We start from the raw sequence: 19152 nt of genomic DNA on the forward strand, positions 1-19152 counted from the left end.
TGGCGGATCAGGCGACCGTGGGGCGGCGCCTGCTCGCGTACCAGACGAGACCGGCCGTGGCGGCTGCCGCGCCTATCGCGGCGGCGGCGACCAGGGCCGGACGCGGCGGTACGGAGAGGGCGGGCAGTCGCTGCTTCAGCCGGACCGGGCGGTGGAAGTCCAGGATCGGCCACCCGCGGGCGACCGCTTCCCGGCGCAGTGCCCGGTCCGGGTTCACGGCGTGCGGATGGCCCACGGACGCCAGCATGGGGACGTCGGTGACGCTGTCGCTGTAGGCGTAGCAGCGCGCGAGGTCGTATCCCTCGGACTCCGCCAGCTCTTTGATCGCCTCGGCCTTCGTCGGCCCGTACGCGTAGTACTCCACCTCGCCCGTGAAGCAGCCGTCGTCGCCGACGACCATGCGTGTGGCCACCACCCGGTCCGCGCCGAGCAGTTCGCCGATCGGCTCGACGACCTCCGCGCCCGACGTGGACACGATCACCACGTCACGGCCGGCGGTGTGGTGCTCCTCGATGAGGGAGGCAGCCTCGTCGTAGATGATCGGGTCGATCAGGTCGTGCAGCGTCTCGGCGACGATCTCCTTGACCTGCTGGACGTTCCAGCCGCGGCACAGCGCGGACAGGTACTCGCGCATGCGCTCCATCTGGTCATGGTCGGCACCGCCCGCCAGGAAGACGAACTGGGCATATGCGGTGCGCAAGACGGCCCTGCGGTTGATCAGACCGCCTTGGTAGAACGACTTGCTGAACGTGAGCGTGCTCGACTTCGCAATGACCGTCTTGTCCAGGTCAAAGAAGGCGGCTGTGCGGGGCAAGGAGTGGTTTTCCACGAGGCTGAGCATAGGCGCCCACCATTCGGCGTAAGGTGTGGCCCGTGGGTTTGCCTGAGAGGGCTCTCGGGTACACCATGGAAGTCACGGATCGTTCGCGACCGTGCTAACCCGGTCCGGCTCCTCCCCCCCCGAGTCGAACCGTGGGGACGACCCCCGCTCTCCCCCCCGGCGGGGGTCGTCGCATGTCCGGGTGGGTTTTCTTTCTCCCAAGCAACACTCTTCGCGGCCGTGGTGCCGTCCGAGGCGGCTCCGGCCGCCTCTTTCGCATGTCCGCCTCTCGTCACTGTGGGTAACTGAAGCGCTGCTCTGTGGAAAGTCGAACGTCACTCACCTGTTTGGGTGGCGGCGATATTCACAACCACCGAGTTGTCCACAGATTTCGATCAAGATCCACACGATTTCTGGGATCCCTGCACCGTGATTCCAACGCGTCCCGCTCGCGGCCAAGTTCATGGCCGGGTCCGTTTGTCGGACGCGTTTGGCCGGTTTCTGTCGGCCGTTCATATAGCGAAGGGGGCCGGAAAACATGGCAGGAGCCATCACACACGACAACGATCAGTCCGCGGCCGAGGGACGGCAGAGCGGACCGCTGATCGTCACAGAGGACGCCGACCTGCTCGACGACCTGTTGCGGCTCTGCGCGGCGGCCGGTGCCACCCCCGAAGTGCACCACGGGGTGCCGGAGCGAGGCGGAGGCTGGGAGGCTGCCCCGCTCGTCCTGGTCGGCGACGACGCCGTACGGCGGGTGCGCGGGGCCGCGCGGCGCCGGGGAGTGGTACTGGTCGGGCGGGACCAGGACGACTCCGGGGTCTGGCGGCGGGCCGTCGAGATCGGCGCCGACCATGTCCTGATGCTGCCCGACGGAGAGCAGTGGCTCGTCGACCGGATCGCCGACGTCGCCGAGGGCGTCGGCAGGCCCGCGCTCACCGTCGGCGTCATCGGCGGCCGGGGCGGGGCCGGAGCGTCCACCCTGGCCTGCGCGCTCGCGGTCACCTCCGCGCGCGAGGGACTGCGGACCCTGCTCGTGGACGCGGATCCGCTGGGCGGCGGACTCGACGTGCTCCTCGGCGGCGAGACGGCCGACGGACTGCGCTGGCCGGCCTTCGCCGCCTCGCGCGGCAGGGTCGGCGGCGGCGCCCTGGAGGAATCGCTGCCGAAACTGCACTCCCTGAGGGTGCTGAGCTGGGACCGCGGAGACTGCGTGGCCGTCCCGCCCCAGGCAGTACGGGCGGTGCTCGCCGCGGCCAGACGGCGCGGCGGCGCGGTCGTCGTCGACCTGCCGCGGCGGATCGACGACGGCGTCGCGGAAGTCCTCGCCCAACTGGACGTGGGGATCCTGGTAGTCCCCGGCGAACTGCGCGCCGTCGCCGCGGCCGGCCGGGTGGCGTCCGCCGTCGGCATGGTCCTGCGCGACCTGCGCGTGGCGGTACGGGGGCCGTACACGCCCGGACTGGACGACCACGAGGTGGCCCGGCTGCTGAACCTGCCCTTGGCAGGTGAGGTCCCCGTCGAATCGGCCCTGACGCGCCCGCACGAGGGCAAGGCGCCGCCAGGAGGGGCAACACGCGGGCCGCTGGCCCGGTTCTGCACGGTGTTCTGGGAGCGGGCGCTGGCCGAGGCAGGTGGCGTATGAGCGGCGTGCGCTGGGACGAGGGACCGGGGGCGCCTGCCGGGCTGCTGGACGGCGTACGGCAGTGGCTGGCCGAGAGCGGCGCGGAGGCGACCCCCGCGCGCGTGGCGCAGGCCCTGCGGGAGCAGGGGCGGGTGCTCGGGGACGCCGAAGTGCTGGGTGCCGCCGAACGGTTGAGGTCAGAGCTGGTCGGCACCGGCCCACTGGAGCCGCTGCTCGCCGATCCGTCGGTCACCGACGTACTGGTGGCGGCCCCGGACCGGGTGTGGGTGGACCGGGGCGGCGGATTGGAACTGACCCCCGTCTCCTTCCCGGACGCCGGCGCCGTACGACGGCTGGCGCAGCGCCTCGCCGCGGTGGCCGGACGGCGGCTCGACGACGCCCGGCCATGGGTCGACGCCCGGCTGCCCGACGGGACCCGTCTGCATGCGGTACTGCCCCCGGTGGCCGTCGGCTGCACCTGCCTGTCGCTGCGGGTGGTACGGCCGCGCGCGTTCACCCTGGACGAGTTGATGGCCGCGGGGACGGTACCGCCGGGCGGCGACCGGGTGTTGCGGGCGCTGCTCGACGCTCGGCTGTCCTTCCTGATCAGCGGCGGGACGGGATGCGGCAAGACCACCCTCCTCAGCGCGCTGTTGGGCCTGGTCGGCCCGGGCGAGCGGATCGTGCTCGCCGAGGACTCGGCGGAGCTGCGGCCCGATCATCCGCACGTCGTACGGCTGGAGACCAGGCCGGCCAACCAGGAGGGCGCTGGCCTGGTCAACCTCGAGGATCTGGTGCGGCAGTCGCTGCGGATGCGGCCCGACCGGTTGGCGGTCGGGGAGGTTCGAGGCGCCGAGGTCGTGCACCTGCTGGCAGCGCTGAACACGGGTCACAGCGGCTGCGGGACGGTCCACGCGAACGCGGCGGCGGACGTACCGGCCCGGCTGGAGGCGCTGGGTACGGCCGCGGGGCTCGACCGGACCGCGCTGCACAGCCAGTTGGCGGCCGCGCTGTCGGTGGTCCTGCATCTCGTCCGCGACCGGGCCGGGCGGCGCCGGATCGCCGAGGTGCATGTGCTGGAGCGGGACCCGTCAGGGCTGGTGGTGACGGTTCCGGCGCTGCGGTGGGGCGAGGAGGCGTTCGCGTACGAGCGGGGGTGGGAGCGGTTGCGGGGGCTGCTTCGCGCCGGCGGTCACAAGGGGCAAGGGAGTGAACCGGCGTGACGGGGACGGGAGAGTTGGCGATGGGTGTGGCCGGGGTGTGCGTAGGGGCGGTCTGCTGGTTGCTGGGCGGGCGGTATCCGGGGGCGCGGCGGGCGGAGTTGCTGCTTGCCGGGGTCGGGGCGGTGGGGACCGGGCCGCCTCCGTGGGAACGGGCGGTCGGTGAACTGCGGCGGCTGCGTGGGCGGTTGCGGGCCGAGTGGTGGTCGGTGGCCGTCGGGCTGATGGTGGCGCTGGTGGGCGTCTCCGTCGTACCGGCGGTGTTGGGCGCGGCGGGGGTGCCGTTGCTGCGCCGGGTCAGGCTGGCCGGTGAGGTGCGGCGGGCGCGGGAGCGGCGGGGCGACGAGGTGATCGCGCTGTGCGCGGCGCTCGCCGGTGAGGTGCGGGCCGGACGGCAGCCGGGGGAGGCGCTGCTGCGGGCGGCACGCGACTCCGGTGGGCTCGGTGTGGCGCAGGCGTCGGTGCTGGCGGCGGCGCGGTTCGGCGGTGATGTACCCGGGGTGCTCGCCGCGGCGGCCCGACAACCGGGCGCGGAGGGGCTGTTGGGCCTCGCGGCGTGCTGGCGGGTGGCCGTGGACCAGGGCGCCGGACTGGCGGCCGGACTGGACCGCCTGGAAGGGGCTTTGCGCGCCGACCGGGACCAACGGGCCGACCTGCGTGCCCAGTTGGCGGGTGCCCGGTCGACGGCGGTGATGCTCGCCGGCCTGCCGGTGCTGGGCCTGGTCCTGGGCACGGCACTGGGCGCGGACCCCCTGCACATGCTGCTGCACACCGGCGCCGGACTTGGCTGCCTGCTGGTCGGCGGGGTGCTGGAGGGCGTGGGGCTGTGGTGGGCACTGCGGATCGTGCGGGGAGCGGAAGCGGTATGAGGGCCGGCGGAGTGGATGACGGGGGCCGTCCCGGTGCGGCTGCTGAGGGTGGCCGGAGAGGGGAGCTGACGTGAGCGCGGAGGTTTTCCACAGGCTGGGGGCGGCGCTGGGGGTCGTGCTGGCCCTGGGATGGCTGCTGCGGTGGATCGAGACGGTACGCCGTGAACGCAGGGTGCACCGGAGGCTGGCCCGGCTGCTCGCGCCGGAGCTGGAGCGGGAACGCGCTCCGGTGGGGCGGTGGTTGGGAGCCCGAGGGACTGTACGTCGGTGGCTGCCGGTGGCGGGTGCGGTGAGCGCCGGGTGGGTGCTGGTCGGCGGCGGGGCCGGAGTCGTGGTGGGGCTGGTCGCGGGGTTCGGGCTGTGGCGGTGGCGACTGCGGCGGTCGGCCTGTGGTCCGGCGGCGGAGGACGTCGACGCGGCCGAGGCGGCACGGCAACTCCCGCTCGCCGCCGATCTGCTGGCGGCCTGTATCGCCGCCGGCGCCGGTCCGGTGATCGCGGCCCAGGCCGTGGGCGAGGCGTTGGCGGGACCGGTCGGGGAGCGGCTGGCGCGGGGTGCGGCGGAGGTGCGGCTCGGCGGCGAACCGGCCGAAGCCTGGCGGAGGTTGGCGTCGATACCGGGCGCCGGCCCGCTGGCGACGCTGCTGGAGCGGGCCGACGAGTCGGGCGTACCCGCGGCCGGGCCCGTCGCCCGCCTCGCAGCCGACACCCGCGCCGACTGGGGCCGCTCGGCGACGGAACGGGCCCGGCGGGCGGCCGTCATGGTCACCGCGCCGGTGGGGCTGTGCTTCCTGCCCGCGTTCATCGCGATCGGCGTACTGCCTGTGGTGATCGGGCTGGCGGACGGGCTGCTGGGCGGGGGTGGCGGATGACGTGAGCGGCGCCTGATCAGGAGCAGGTCGTCAACGGAAGTTCATCAACAGCAAGTCGTCAACAACAAGTCGTCAACAGAGTTGAAAATTACGGGAGTTGAGATGTTCACAGTGGTACGGGAGCGGATGTGCGCCCTGGTATGCAGGACGCGTGCGGTGCTGGTGGCGCGGAGGGATGCCGGAATGGTGACTTCGGAATACGCCGTTGGCATCATCGCCGCGGTGGCCTTCGCCGCGGTGCTCTACAAAGTGGTGACGAGTGGGCAGGTCAGCTCGGAGTTGCAGGCCATCGTGAAGAAGGCCCTCGATGCCAAAATGTGAACGCCAGGGCCGGGAGCGGGATGTGGGGCGGTTCCGGGATCGGGGGTTCGTGACCGCCGAGGCCGCTGTGGTCCTGCCCGCGCTGGTGCTGTTCTCGATGGGGCTGGTCTGGGCGCTGCTCGTCGCCGCAGCGCAGATCCAGTGCGTGGACGCGGCCCGGGCCGGTGCCCGGGCCGCCGCCCGGCAGGACCCGCCCGGCGCGGTCGCCGAGGTGGCTCGCGGAACCGCCCCGCGCGGGGCGGAGGTCACCGTCACCAGAGAGGGCGACCTCGTGCGCGTGCAGGTGGTGGCGCAGCCGCCGGGGCTCGGTGGGCTGACCGTCGATGTGGCGCACGAAGCGGTGGCGTTGGCGGAGGAGACGGTGGGGGTGGGTGCATGACGCGTCTGGGAGGCGGGTGGACCGCCAGGCTCGCCAGAGCTGTCTCCGCGCGCTCGATCCGCTCCGACCGTGGCTCCGCCACCGTTTGGAGCGTGGGTGCCATCGCCGTCCTGTGTGTGGTGTTCGGCGTCGTGCTTGCCATGGGGCAGGCCGCTGTGGCCCGGCATCGGGCGGCCGCCGGTGCGGATCTGGCGGCTCTCGCGGCGGCGGACCACTGGACGGAGGGCGCCTCGGTGGCCTGTGCACAGGCGGACCGGGTGGCCGCGGCCCAGGGCACCCGGCTCGTTCGGTGCGCGTTGGTGGGCGAGACGTCGGACCTGACGGTGACAGCGGGACGGGGAGTGTTCGGGGCGGAGGTCAGGTCGAGGGCGGGTCCACCAGGGCTCCCTGGCCCTCTGAGGCCGACCGAGCCGCCCCCGTAAGGGCAGGCCCTGGCCTCAACCCCTGTCGTCCGGAGCCTTCTCCTCAGGCGACCCCTGCAGCAGGACCGTCAGCAATCGCACGGCCCCCCGTTTGTGCAAGGGATCGTTGCCGTTGCCGCACTTGGGGGACTGGATGCAGGACGGGCAGCCGGCGTCGCACTCGCAGGCGGCGATGGCCTGGCGGGTGGCCGTCAGCCAGGAACGGGCCGTGTGGAAGGCGCGCTCCGCGAAGCCCGCGCCGCCCGGGTGGCCGTCGTACACGAAGACCGTGGGGAGGAGGGTGTCCGGGTGGAGCGGGACGGAGACGCCGCCGATGTCCCAGCGGTCGCAGGTCGCGAACAGGGGCAGCATGCCGATCGACGCGTGCTCGGCGGCGTGCAGGGCGCCGCCGAGGATCTCCGGGTTGATGCGGGCGGCGTCGAGCTGGTCCTCGGTGACCGTCCACCACACGGCACGGGTGCGCAGCGTACGCGGAGGGAGGTCGAGCTTTGTCTCACCCAGGACTTCGCCGGTGATGACGCGTCGGCGCAGGAAGGAGACGACCTGGTTGGTGACCTCGACGGAGCCGTAGCAGAGGCGGCCGTCGCCCCACGGGATCTCGACGTCGGTCTCCAGGACGGCGATGGACGTCGTGTCGCGGGCGACCGTCGAATAGGGCGGGTTCGCCTCCTCGACCAGGGCGACCGAGTCCGCCAGGTCGAGGGAGCGGACGAGATATGTGCGGCCCTGGTGGAGGTGGACCGCGCCCTCGTGCACGGTGGTGTGCGCGGCGCCCGCGTCGACCGTACCGAGCAGCCGTCCCGTGCCCTCCTCGACGATCTGGACCGGGTTGCCGCCACCGCCTCGGATGTCGGTCAGGTCGGCGGCCCGTTCACGGCGTGTCCAGTGCCAGGCCTTGGTGCGGCGCCGGAGCAGCTTCGCGGCCTCCAACTGCGGGAGCAGGGCGGCGGTCTCGGGGCCGAAGAGTTCCAGGTCCTCCTCGACCAGAGGGGATTCGGCCGCCGCGGCACACAGATGGGGGGCCAGGACGTACGGGTTGTCCGGGTCCAGGACCGTCGACTCGACCGGCTGGTCGAACAAGGCCTCCGGGTGGTGGACGAGGAACGTGTCCAGCGGGTCGTCGCGGGCGACCAGGATCGCCAGCGCGCCCTGTCCGGCACGTCCGGCGCGGCCCGCCTGCTGCCACAGGGAGGCGCGGGTGCCCGGGTAGCCGGCGATGACGACGGCGTCCAACCCGGAGACATCGATGCCGAGTTCGAGGGCGGTGGTGGCGGCGAGGCCGAGGAGTTCGCCTGAGTGCAGGGCCTGTTCGAGGGCTCTGCGCTCCTCGGGGAGGTAGCCGCCGCGGTAGGCGGCCACGCGCCGGGCAAGCGAGCGGTCGATCTCGGACAGTCGCTCCTGGGCGATCACAGAGATCAGTTCGGCGCCGCGCCGGGAGCGTACGAAGGCCACCGAGCGCACGCCCTGGAGGGTGAGGTCGGTCAGCAGGTCGGCGGTCTCCGCGGTGGCCGTACGGCGGACCGGGGCGCCCTTCTCGCCGTGCAGGTCGGTGAGCGGGGGTTCCCATAGGGCGAACACCAGTTCACCACGCGGTGAGGCGTCGTCAGCGACCTCGACCACCGGGAGGCCCGTCAGACGGCCGGCTGTGACGGACGGCTCGGCGGCCGTGGCGGAGGCGAGCAGGAAGACGGGGGAGACGCCGTAGCGGGCGCACAGGCGGCGCAGCCGGCGCAGGACCTGGGCGACGTGGGAGCCGAAGACGCCGCGGTAGGTGTGGCATTCGTCGATGACGACGTACTTCAGCGCCTTCAGGAATGAGGACCAGCGGGGGTGGGACGGGAGTATCCCCCGGTGCAGCATGTCCGGGTTGGTGAGGACGTAGTTCGCGTACTGGCGGACCCACTCGCGTTCCTCGACGGGAGTGTCGCCGTCGTACACGGCAGGTCGTACCGCGTTTCCCAAAGGTTGTGAAAGTTCCTTCACGGAACGTCGCTGGTCGGCTGCGAGGGCTTTGGTCGGGGCGAGGTACAGGGCGGTCGCCCCGCGGCCGTTGGGGGCCTCGGAGCCGTCCAGGAGGCGGGAGAGGACCGGTACGAGGTACGCGAGCGACTTGCCCGAGGCGGTGCCTGTGGCGACGATCACGTTGTCGCCGTCCAGGGCGTGCTCGGCGGCCAGTGCCTGGTGGGCCCAGGGGTGTTCGATACCGGCGGCCTGGACGGCCGCGATGACCTCCGGGCGAATCCGGTCGGGCCAGACGGCATGGCGGCCCGCACGTGGGGGCAAGTGCTCCGTATGAGTGATGCGCGAAGCCCGGCTCGGCCCCGAGGCGAGCCGGTCCAGGATCGTGCCCGGATCGGGTCGCGCGGCGGCGAAAGCGGAGGGTCGTTCGGATCGGTGATTCTTGGCCATCGGCATCGAGTGTGTCACTGGCGTGACGGACAATGGGGCCAAGGCGTCGTGCACGCCCTGCGGTAAGTGATTGAATGCCATCGCGGCTGGCGAACCGTCCTGGGGACTCTGCCGAGGTGTCCCTTGGGATGACCGCTCGATTAGCAAGGTGCTGGAGGATCCGTGGACCTGTCCCTGTCGACCCGTACCGTCGGCGATCGTACGGTCGTCGAGGTCGGTGGCGAAATCGACGTTTATACCGCGCCCAAGCTGCGTGAGCAGCTGGTCGAGCTGGTCAACGACGGGAGTTTTCACCTCGTCGTCGACATGGAGGGCGTCGACTTCCTCGACTCCACCGGGCTCGGCGTGCTGGTCGGCGGCTTGAAGCGCGTGCGTGCCCATGAGGGCTCGCTGCGCCTGGTCTGCAACCAGGAGCGCATTCTGAAGATCTTCCGTATCACCGGTCTCACCAAGGTGTTCCCGATCCACACCTCGGTCGACGAAGCGGTGGCGGCCACCGACTGACGGCCGTTTGTCGGACGCGTGTGCGGTCACTCGTGTGCGTGTTCGTGACGGAAGAAGTTAACGAGGGGGGTTCGGGTCTCGGCGACCCGACCCCCTGACCGCACGCCCGTATTCCGAGGGGGATGCATGGCCACCGTTGAGCTCCGCTTCAGCGCGCTGCCCGAGCACGTCAGGACCGCCCGACTGGTGGCGGCAGCGGTGGCGCGCAGGGCCGGAGTGGACGAGGCCGTACTCGACGAGGTGCGACTCGCCGTTGGTGAGGCCTGCTCCCGTGCCGTCGGACTGCATCAGAGCGGTGGTATCTCGGAGCCTGTGTGGGTGACGCTGACCGAGGAGGAGAAGCTGTTCTCCATCGAGGTCGGCGACGAAGCGCCCCGATCGGCTCCCGGCGACAGCGCTCCGGGTGCCGACGGCGAGGTGGACGCGGATGTCGAAGAGGACGAGATGGGCCTCGCGGTCATCAGCGGCCTCGTCGACGACGTGGAGGTCACCGCGGGGGAGACCGGCGGATCGATCCGCATGAGCTGGCCGACCGCGCCGCCGGCCACGCTCCTCCCCTGACGCCTCCGTATACCCCCGTACAACCTCAAGGGCCCTGCTGAGCAGGGCCCTTTGGCGTTTTTATCGGCGACTTCCGGAATTAGTGAAGATATTCACGATCGGTCGCGCGATGATTTGATCAAGTGTGAATGTGTCTGCGCCATTACGCCATTTGGGTCAATGGATCTTCTGCCGATCATTTGCTGAATAGCATGGGGCAATCTATTCCGTTTCCGCGTACTGTTTTGATCAGCTTCCGGTACCTACAATCCCGTCCACATCTTGAGCTCAGCCCAAGCGTCAAGGAGGACGAATGGCGGGGCTTTCTACCCCTCATCGGTTCGACCAACCCACAACCTTCGCAGCCGCGGTACTGACCGACAACAACCGACTGATCGTGATGGTCATCGGCGTCGTCGCCCTGGCGGCGCTCGTGGTCGCCGGGGTGCTGGTGCGCCAGGTGCTCGCGGCGGGCGAGGGCACCGACAGCATGAAGGAGATCGCGACGGCGATCCAGGAAGGCGCGAACGCCTATCTGGCACGGCAGTTGCGCACGCTCGGCGTATTCGCCGTGATCGTTTTCTTCCTGCTGTTGCTGCTGCCCGCGGACGACTGGAATCAGCGCGCCGGACGGTCGCTGTTCTTCTTGATCGGCGCCGCGTTCTCGGCGGCCACCGGCTATATCGGCATGTGGCTCGCCGTGCGCAGCAACGTGCGTGTCGCGGCCGCGGCGCGGGAAGCGACACCGGCGGAAGGAGAGCCGGAAAAGGATCTCACCGACGTCTCGCACAAAGCGATGAAGATCGCTTTCCGAACGGGCGGTGTCGTCGGCATGTTCACGGTGGGCCTCGGCCTGCTGGGCGCCTCCTGTGTGGTGCTGGTGTACGCGGCCGACGCGCCGAAGGTGCTCGAGGGCTTCGGCCTCGGCGCCGCCCTCATCGCCATGTTCATGCGTGTCGGCGGCGGCATTTTCACCAAGGCCGCCGACGTCGGCGCCGACCTGGTCGGCAAGGTCGAGCAGGGCATCCCGGAGGACGATCCGCGCAACGCCGCGACCATCGCCGACAACGTGGGCGACAACGTCGGCGACTGCGCGGGGATGGCGGCCGACCTGTTCGAGTCGTACGCCGTGACGCTGGTCGCCGCGCTGATTCTCGGCAAGGCCGCCTTCGGCGACGCCGGGCTCGCCTTCCCGCTCCTGGTGCCCGCGATCGGCGTGCTCACGGCGATGATCGGCATCTTCGCGGTGGCGCCGAAGCGTTCGGACCGCAGCGGCATGAGCGCGATCAACCGCGGCTTCTTCATCTCCGCTGTGATCTCGCTCGCACTCGTCGCGATCGCCGTCTTCGTCTACCTGCCGTCGTCGTACGCCGATCTGAAGGGGGTCACCGACGAGGCGATCGCGGCCAAGGGCGGCGATCCGCGGATCCTCGCGCTCCTCGCCGTGGCCATCGGCATCGTGCTGGCGGCCCTGATCCAGCAACTGACCGGCTATTTCACCGAGACGACCCGCCGACCCGTACGGGACATCGGCAAGAGCTCCCTGACCGGCGCGGCCACCGTCGTCCTCGCCGGTATCTCCATCGGGCTCGAATCGGCCGTCTACACCGCCCTGTTGATCGGCCTCGGCGTGTACGGGGCGTTCCTCCTCGGCGGTACGTCCATCATGCTGGCGCTGTTCGCGGTGGCCCTGGCAGGCACCGGCCTGCTCACCACGGTCGGTGTGATCGTGGCGATGGACACCTTCGGGCCCGTCTCCGACAACGCGCAGGGCATCGCCGAGATGTCCGGCGACGTCGAGGGCGCGGGCGCGCAGGTGCTCACCGACCTGGACGCCGTCGGCAACACCACCAAGGCCATCACCAAGGGCATCGCCATCGCCACCGCCGTCCTGGCCGCGTCGGCGCTCTTCGGGTCGTACCGCGACGCGATCACGACCGCGGCGCGCGACGTGGGCGAGAAGGTCGGCGAGGGCGGGCCGATGAACCTCGTGATGGACATCTCGCAGCCCAACAACCTGGTCGGTCTCATCGCCGGCGCGGCGGTCGTCTTCCTGTTCTCCGGGCTGGCGATCAACGCCGTTTCGCGGTCGGCGGGTTCGGTCGTCTACGAGGTGCGGCGGCAGTTCCGCGAGCACCCCGGGATCATGAACTACACCGAGAAACCGGAGTACGGGCGCGTCGTCGACATCTGTACAAGGGATGCGCTCAGGGAACTCGCCACGCCCGGGCTGCTGGCTGTCCTGGCGCCCATCGCCATCGGGTTCACGCTCGGCGTCGGCGCGCTCGGCGCGTTTCTCGCGGGCGCGATCGGCACCGGCACACTGATGGCGGTGTTCCTCGCCAACTCCGGTGGCGCGTGGGACAACGCGAAGAAGCTGGTGGAGGACGGCCATCACGGCGGCAAGGGCAGCGAGGCCCACGCGGCGACGGTCATCGGTGACACCGTGGGCGACCCGTTCAAGGACACTGCGGGCCCGGCCATCAACCCGCTGCTGAAGGTGATGAACCTGGTCGCGCTGCTCATCGCGCCCGCGATCGTCAAGTTCAGCTACGGCGACGACAAGAACCTCGCACTGCGCGTCGTCATCGCCATCCTGTCGATCGCGGTGATCGTGGGCGCGGTGTACGTGTCCAAGCGGCGCGGGGTCGCCGGGGACGACGAGACGGAGGAGGCGGAACGAGTGGCCAAGTCGGCTGATCCCGCGGTGGTTTCGTAGCCCGAGCGGGGTTCCGCGCACCACGGTTTTGTCTCCGACGATGTCCTACGGCTGGTCAGGAACCGGCCAACGAGCGGGCGGACGACGTGTTTTGACGCGTCGACCGCCCGCTCGACATGAGTTGCCCGCCATTTTCGTGAGCCTTCTCTCTCTTGGTGCAAATGGCTGCAATAACACATCAAGCGGATGTTCGTCACGCTGCTGTCGCCCAGTTGGCGTGTATGTTCCGGGGCCGAGAGCCATGGAAGGGACCAATCCGGTGAACAAGAAGCTCGCGGTCGCACTGTCCGGCGGTGCGGTACTGGTACTGGCGCTGTCGGGATGCAGCAGCGACGACGGCAACGAGAAGCTGGATGCCTGGGCCAAGCAGGTGTGCGACGCGGTGAAACCGCAGGCGAAGAAGATCGAGGCCGCCAACGCCGCGATCCAGAAGGAGACCTCCGACAACAGCACGCCGGAGGCCGTCCAGAAGACCGACGCGCAGGCCTTCCAGGACATGGCGGACTCCTACAAGGCGATCGGCACGGCCGTGAACACCGCAGGCGCGCCGAACGTCGATGACGGCGAGACGAAGAAGACGAACGCCGTCAAGGAACTCAACGACATCTCGGCCTCCTACGCCAGCCTGAAGAAGCAGGTGGACGGACTCGACATCAAGAACCAGGCGAAGTTCGCCGACGGCCTCAAGGGTGTCGCCACCCAGCTGGACAAGCTCAGCCAGAGCGGAAACGACGCCCTGAAGGCTCTGGAGGAGGGTGACGTCGGCAAGGCGATGGCCAAGCAGGAGAGCTGCAAGTCGACCTCTGCCTCCCCTGCGGCCTCTTCGACGGCCAGCTGACCTTCCGCCGAGTACCCGCTTCCTCCGTCGCGTCGCCGAAGGTTTTCCAAAGGCGTACGGGTCTTCGCGCCCGTCTGTCCACAGGCGGGCGCGGCGGAGCGGCAGGGCGGACACAATGGGGGCGTGAGTAACGCCAGCCTGCACACCCTGCCCTCCGCCGACCGCTCTGACGTCGCCGCGCGCCTCCGGGGCGCACTTCTGGCCGCCGACTTCACCGCCGACGGGCTGCTCGACCTGCTCGGCGCGCCCGCGTACGCCGCGCTGGCGCGCAGCGAGACCGTGCCCGCGCTCCGGGCGACCCGTGGCGACACGCCGCTGGAACTGCTCGTACGGCTGTTCCTGTTGCAGCAGTCCGTGCCCCACGCGCGCGTGGCGGGCGTGCTGCCCGTCGACGACTGTGTGGCGAGCGGGTGGCTCATCGCCGTCGGTACGGACTCCGGGAGCGGTCGCGAGTTGGCCGCCGCCGTCGACGTACGACCTTACGGCGGGCCGGGCGGCGAGGACTGGTTCATCGTGTCCGACCTGGGGTGCGCGGTCGGGGGCGCCGGTGGCATCGGCAGTCACGACGCAGCCGTCGTTCTCGGGGTGGGCGGCGCCTCCACGACCCTCGCCGGCATCACCGTCCGTACGCCGGTCGCCTCCGCGCTCGACCTCGGCACCGGCTCCGGGATCCAGGCGCTGCACGCCGCCCAGCACGCCACGCGCGTGACGGCGACCGACCTCAACCCCCGCGCCCTGCACATCACCGCGCTGACGCTCGCCCTGTCCGGCGCCCCTGCGGCCGACCTGCGCGAGGGCTCCCTCTTCGAACCGGTCCGGGGGGACGAGACGTACGACCTGATCGTCTCCAACCCGCCGTTCGTGATCTCGCCGGGCGCGCGGCTCACGTACCGGGACGGCGGAATGGGCGGGGACGATCTGTGCCGCACGCTCGTTCAGGAGGCGGGCGAGCGGCTGCGCGAGGGCGGGTTCGCACAGTTCCTCGCCAACTGGCAGCACGTGGATGGGGAGGACTGGCAGGACAGGCTGAGGTCCTGGGTGCCGCGCGGATGCGATGCCTGGATCGTGCAGCGCGAGGTGCAGGACGTCACGCAGTACGCCGAACTGTGGCTGCGCGACGCCGGTGACCACCGCTCCGACCCGGCGGAGTACCGGGCGCACTACGACGCGTGGCTGGACGAGTTCGAGGCACGCAAGGTGAAGTCGGTCGGGTTCGGCTGGATCACGCTGCGGAGGACGGGGGTGGCCGAGCCTTCGATCACCGTGGAGGAGTGGCCGCATCCCGTCGAACAGCCGCTCGGGGACACGGTCCGGGCGCACTTCGAGCGCGTGGACTACCTGCGCGCGCACGACGACGCGGCTCTGCTCGCTGCGCACTTCAGGCTGGCGGGCGAGGTCGTGCAGGAGCAGGTCGGGCTGCCCGGCGCCGAGGACCCGGAGCACGTGGTGCTGCGCCAGAACCGCGGGATGCGCAGGGCCACCAAGGTGGACACGGTCGGCGCGGGCTTCGCGGGCGTGTGCGACGGCACGCTGAGCGCCGGGCGGATTCTGGACGCCATCGCCCAACTGGTCGGCGAGGACCCGGTGTCGCTGCGGGACCGGACACCCGCGCAGATCCGGCTGCTGGTGGAGCAGGGCTTCCTGGAGCCGTCGGGCGAGTAAGCGTTCCGGGGGGTGTGCCGTGGGGCGCTGTACTGCCGGTTCGGCCGGCGTGAGGCTGTGGTCTACGCCGTGACGACCATGGTGGAGAGGGGCGTCGTGGCCGAGGTCGGTACGGCAGGTCGCGTACCTCTGCGGCGTACGGCGGAGGGAGGCGAAGGGGCGGCGCGCGAGGCGTGGGGGAAGCGTGCGGGTGGCGCGAGTGGTGCGGACCGACCGCTTGCGGCGCCTGTGTCGCCGTGGCGAGTGCGTGGGTGGCGAGGTTCGGGCGGCATATTCGCGCCGAGTTGGAGTGGCCGGTCCGGGGCGGGCTCCGGCCACCAGTTGTGAGATTCATGGGCGGGGTTCGCGACGGACCGTGGTCGGCCGACCCGTTCGCACGGGTGCTCCGGGGTTGTCGGGCGGGTACTCAGAGGGGCCCGTGGCCGCCGTCCGCCCGGCGTTCACCTCGGGTTCGCGCGGACGCTTCCCAGGCGTGGCAGCCTCCCGGGTCCGGGGAGTCCCGGGCGGGAGGAAAGGGGCGCGCAGGGGTATGGAGAGCGGACCGGCGATCTTCGTGGGATTGGTGTTCGCCCTGTTCGGGGGCGGGCTGCTGGTGTGGACCGCGGCCCGGGTACGGCACGGGGCGCCCGTCGCCCATGGTGTGAACCCCGTCGCATCGGCGGTCCTCGCGAGCGTCGCCGCGGTGGTCGCCCTCGGGGTCGGCGCATGGTGCTTCACCCTTGTGTGAGGTGCGCGAGAGGCGTATGGGTGGGGCATACGGCGGGCCGCGCCGGTAACTGGTAGGTCCCCCTCCGAATAGGTCCGAAGGGGCAGGTCGACACTCCGGGCGGCAGGAATGGCGGTAGTCGGGTTACCGTTCGAGTGGCCGTTGCGGGCTTTTCCCGTTTGACACGGGGGCGGGATGTACCGTCACACTCCGCAGCGTCAGCATGACCCGACCCCGGGAGCAAGACCGGGGGAGACCCCCAGTGTCGACCGGAGAGAAGAGCGAAGTTGTCCCCGACCAGCGAGACCGCACAGGGCGGCCGCCGACTCGTCATCGTCGAGTCGCCTGCCAAGGCGAAGACGATCAAGGGCTATCTGGGCCCCGGATACGTCGTCGAGGCGAGCGTCGGGCACATCCGCGACCTCCCCAACGGCGCCGCAGAGGTGCCCGAGCAGTACACCGGCGAGGTGCGCCGCCTCGGGGTGGACGTCGAACACGACTTCCAGCCGATCTACGTGGTCAACGCGGACAAGAAGGCCCAGGTCAAGAAGCTCAAGGACCTGCTGAAGGACTCCGACGAACTCTTCCTCGCCACCGATGAGGACCGCGAGGGCGAGGCCATCGCGTGGCACCTCCAGGAAGTTCTGAAGCCCAAGGTCCCGGTCAAGCGGATGGTTTTCCACGAGATCACCAAGGCCGCGATCCAGGCCGCCGTCGCCAACCCGCGTGAGCTGAACCAGAAGCTCGTCGACGCCCAGGAGACCCGCCGCATCCTCGACCGTCTCTACGGCTACGAGGTCTCGCCGGTCCTGTGGAAGAAGGTCATGCCGCGTCTGTCGGCCGGCCGTGTCCAGTCGGTCGCGACCCGACTTGTGGTGGAGCGGGAACGCGAGCGCATCGCTTTCCGTTCTGCTGAGTACTGGGACCTGACGGGGACCTTCGCGACCGGCCGCGCGGGGGACTCGTCGGACCCGTCGTCGCTGGTCGCCCGCCTCTCGGCCGTCGACGGCAAGCGGGTCGCGCAGGGCCGCGACTTCGACTCCCTGGGACAACTGAAGAGCGCGAACACCCTCCACCTGGACGAGGCGAACGCCCGCGCCCTGGCCGCCGCCCTGGTGGACACCAGCTTCGCCGTCCGCTCGGTCGAGTCGAAGCCCTACCGCCGCTCGCCGTACGCCCCGTTCCGTACGACGACGCTCCAGCAGGAGGCCAGCCGCAAGCTCGGCTTCGGTGCGAAGGCGACCATGCAGGTGGCGCAGAAGCTGTACGAGAACGGCTTCATCACCTATATGCGTACGGACTCCACGACCCTGTCGGACACGGCGATCAACGCCGCCCGCGCCCAGGTCACGCAGCTGTACGGCGCCGACTACCTGCCCTCGTCCCCGCGGGTGTACGCCGGGAAGGTCAAGAACGCGCAGGAGGCGCACGAGGCGATCCGCCCGTCGGGTGATCGTTTCCGCACCCCGGCGGAGACAGGCCTCACCGGCGACCAGTTCAGGCTCTACGAGCTGATCTGGAAGCGCACGGTCGCTTCCCAGATGAAGGACGCGGTCGGCAACTCGGTCACTGTGAAGATCGCGGGCGCGTCCGCCGACGGCCGGGACGCCGAGTTCAGTGCCTCCGGCAAGACGATCACCTTCCACGGCTTCCTGAAGGCGTACGTCGAGGGCGCGGACGACCCGAACGCCGAGCTGGACGACCGCGAGAAGCGCCTGCCCCAGGTGAACGAGGGCGACGCCCTGTCCGCCGAGGAGATCACGGTCGACGGGCACGCCACCAAGCCCCCGGCCCGCTACACCGAGGCGTCGCTGGTCAAGGAGCTCGAAGAGCGCGAGATCGGCCGCCCGTCGACGTACGCGTCGATCATCGGGACCATCCTCGACCGCGGTTACGTCTTCAAGAAGGGCACGGCCCTGGTGCCGTCCTTCCTGTCCTTCGCCGTGGTCAACCTCCTGGAGAAGCACTTCGGGCGGCTCGTCGACTACGACTTCACCGCCCGGATGGAGGACGACCTCGACCGCATCGCCCGCGGCGAGGCCCAGTCCGTGCCGTGGCTGAGGCGCTTCTACTTCGGTGAGGGCGCGAAGGGCACTCCCGCCACCGGCGTCGGCGGCGCGGCCGAGGCGGGCAACGGCGACGGGGACCACCTCGGCGGTCTCAAGGAGCTGGTGACCGACCTGGGCGCGATCGACGCCCGTGAGGTGTCGTCGTTCCCGGTGGGCAACGACATCGTGCTGCGCGTGGGGCGCTACGGCCCGTACATCGAGCGCGGCGAGAAGGACTCCGAGAACCACCAGCGCGCGGACGTGCAGGAGGATCTCGCTCCCGACGAGCTGTCCGTCGAGCTGGCGGAGGAGCTGCTCGCCAAGCCGAGCGGCGACTTCGAGCTGGGTGCCGACCCCGAGTCCGGCCACCAGATCATCGCCAGGGACGGCCGCTACGGCCCGTACGTCACCGAGGTGCTCCCCGAGGGCACCCCGAAGACCGGTAAGAACGCCGTCAAGCCGCGTACGGCCTCGCTGTTCAAGTCGATGTCCCTGGACACGGTGACCCTGGCGGACGCGCTCCGGCTGATGTCCCTGCCCAGGGTCGTCGGCAAGGACGCGGAGGGCGTGGAGATCACCGCGCAGAACGGGCGTTACGGCCCCTACCTCAAGAAGGGCACGGACTCGCGGTCCCTGCAGACCGAGGACCAGCTCTTCACGATCACCCTCGAGGAGTCGCTGGCGATCTACGCCCAGCCCAAGCAGCGTGGCCGGGCCGCCGCCAAGCCGCCGCTGAAGGAGCTGGGCACGGACCCGGTCAGCGGACAGCCGGTGGTCGTCAAGGACGGTCGCTTCGGGCCGTACGTCACCGACGGGGAGAGCAACGCGACCCTGCGTTCCGGCGACAGCGTCGAGGAGATCACCCCGGAGCGCGGCTACGAGCTGCTCGCCGAGAAGCGCGCCAAGTCGCCCGCCAAGAAGACCGCGAAGAAGGCGCCGGCGAAGAAGGCCCCCGCCAAGAAGGCCGCTGCGACGAAGACCGCCGCGGCCAAGAAGACGACGGCCGCCAAGACGACCACCGCGAAGAAGACGGCCGCGAAGAAGGCCCCGGCCAAGAAGGCGACCGCGGTGAGGGCCACGGGCGAGGAGTGAGCCTGTCGGCCGGTGAGCCTGCCGGCCGATGCGGAGCGGTGGCGAGTGGTCACGACCGATTTCGGTGAGTGATCTTCACTTCGCCTTCGCACGAGCTTCGTGAAACGA

General features: G+C 70.6%; 16 protein-coding genes. 14 read left to right on the forward strand and 2 right to left on the reverse strand.

The window, feature by feature from the left end:
* Window positions 1-7: 7 nt before the first annotated feature.
* Window positions 8-841, reverse strand: a complete 834-nt coding sequence (locus OG734_RS26690; protein WP_330290020.1) for an HAD family hydrolase — start codon at window positions 839-841, stop codon at window positions 8-10.
* Window positions 842-1358: 517 nt separating this feature from the next.
* On the opposite strand from OG734_RS26690, the gene ssd reads away from it, so the two are divergent.
* The 7 genes from ssd (at window position 1359) to OG734_RS26725 (ending at window position 6526) form a co-directional block, all read left to right on the forward strand.
* Window positions 1359-2465, forward strand: coding sequence for a septum site-determining protein Ssd (gene ssd / locus OG734_RS26695; RefSeq protein ID WP_330290021.1), 1107 nt, complete (start codon window positions 1359-1361; stop codon window positions 2463-2465).
* The gene (locus OG734_RS26700) at window positions 2462-3667 is read left to right on the forward strand and encodes a TadA family conjugal transfer-associated ATPase (RefSeq protein ID WP_330290022.1); all 1206 of its coding nucleotides are present in this window, start codon (window positions 2462-2464) and stop codon (window positions 3665-3667) included. Before ssd ends, OG734_RS26700 begins: the two co-directional genes overlap by 4 nt.
* On the forward strand, window positions 3664-4533 hold the full coding sequence (locus OG734_RS26705; RefSeq protein WP_443064913.1) for a type II secretion system F family protein: 870 nt from the start codon (window positions 3664-3666) through the stop codon (window positions 4531-4533). The genes OG734_RS26700 and OG734_RS26705 overlap by 4 nt, the downstream gene beginning before the upstream one ends.
* 70 nt (window positions 4534-4603) lie before the next feature.
* Window positions 4604-5404 (forward strand): type II secretion system F family protein, encoded by an 801-nt coding sequence (locus OG734_RS26710; RefSeq protein ID WP_330290023.1) that lies wholly within the window; start codon window positions 4604-4606, stop codon window positions 5402-5404.
* Window positions 5405-5506: 102 nt separating this feature from the next.
* Window positions 5507-5725 carry a DUF4244 domain-containing protein gene (locus OG734_RS26715; RefSeq protein WP_307628551.1) on the forward strand — a complete coding sequence of 73 codons (219 nt, stop codon included), beginning with the start codon at window positions 5507-5509 and terminating at the stop codon, window positions 5723-5725.
* Complete coding sequence (locus tag OG734_RS26720; RefSeq protein WP_330290024.1) at window positions 5712-6104, forward strand: TadE family type IV pilus minor pilin; 393 nt, start codon at window positions 5712-5714, stop codon at window positions 6102-6104. The genes OG734_RS26715 and OG734_RS26720 overlap by 14 nt, the downstream gene beginning before the upstream one ends.
* The gene (locus tag OG734_RS26725) at window positions 6101-6526 is read left to right on the forward strand and encodes an Rv3654c family TadE-like protein (protein WP_330290025.1); all 426 of its coding nucleotides are present in this window, start codon (window positions 6101-6103) and stop codon (window positions 6524-6526) included. The genes OG734_RS26720 and OG734_RS26725 overlap by 4 nt, the downstream gene beginning before the upstream one ends.
* 15 nt (window positions 6527-6541) lie before the next feature.
* On the opposite strand, the gene OG734_RS26730 is transcribed toward OG734_RS26725, so the two are convergent.
* Window positions 6542-9016, reverse strand: a complete 2475-nt coding sequence (locus tag OG734_RS26730; RefSeq protein WP_330290026.1) for a DEAD/DEAH box helicase — start codon at window positions 9014-9016, stop codon at window positions 6542-6544.
* Window positions 9017-9097: 81 nt separating this feature from the next.
* Here OG734_RS26730 and bldG point away from each other — a divergent pair, with 81 nt between their 5' ends.
* From bldG to topA, 7 genes are all read left to right on the forward strand, one after another.
* Window positions 9098-9439: an anti-sigma factor antagonist BldG gene (bldG, locus tag OG734_RS26735; protein WP_005475923.1), complete on the forward strand. Its 342-nt coding sequence runs from the start codon at window positions 9098-9100 to the stop codon at window positions 9437-9439.
* Between the two features lie 126 nt (window positions 9440-9565).
* Window positions 9566-10000 carry an ATP-binding protein gene (locus tag OG734_RS26740; RefSeq protein ID WP_330290027.1) on the forward strand — a complete coding sequence of 145 codons (435 nt, stop codon included), beginning with the start codon at window positions 9566-9568 and terminating at the stop codon, window positions 9998-10000.
* Between the two features lie 292 nt (window positions 10001-10292).
* Entirely contained in the window at window positions 10293-12698 is a 2406-nt protein-coding gene (locus OG734_RS26745) for a sodium-translocating pyrophosphatase (protein WP_330290028.1), read from the forward strand.
* Window positions 12699-12939: 241 nt separating this feature from the next.
* Window positions 12940-13536 carry a small secreted protein gene (locus OG734_RS26750; RefSeq protein WP_330290029.1) on the forward strand — a complete coding sequence of 199 codons (597 nt, stop codon included), beginning with the start codon at window positions 12940-12942 and terminating at the stop codon, window positions 13534-13536.
* Between the two features lie 123 nt (window positions 13537-13659).
* On the forward strand, window positions 13660-15198 hold the full coding sequence (locus OG734_RS26755) for a class I SAM-dependent methyltransferase (protein WP_330290030.1): 1539 nt from the start codon (window positions 13660-13662) through the stop codon (window positions 15196-15198).
* 529 nt (window positions 15199-15727) lie between these two features.
* Window positions 15728-15925: a hypothetical protein gene (locus OG734_RS26760; protein WP_330290031.1), complete on the forward strand. Its 198-nt coding sequence runs from the start codon at window positions 15728-15730 to the stop codon at window positions 15923-15925.
* A 266-nt stretch (window positions 15926-16191) separates the two neighbouring features.
* A complete protein-coding gene (gene topA / locus OG734_RS26765; protein WP_330290032.1) occupies window positions 16192-19044 on the forward strand; it encodes a type I DNA topoisomerase in 2853 nt (950 codons plus the stop codon).
* Window positions 19045-19152: the final 108 nt, after the last annotated feature.

Source organism: Streptomyces sp. NBC_00576, from assembly GCF_036345175.1.
In the GTDB taxonomy this organism is placed as follows: domain Bacteria; phylum Actinomycetota; class Actinomycetes; order Streptomycetales; family Streptomycetaceae; genus Streptomyces.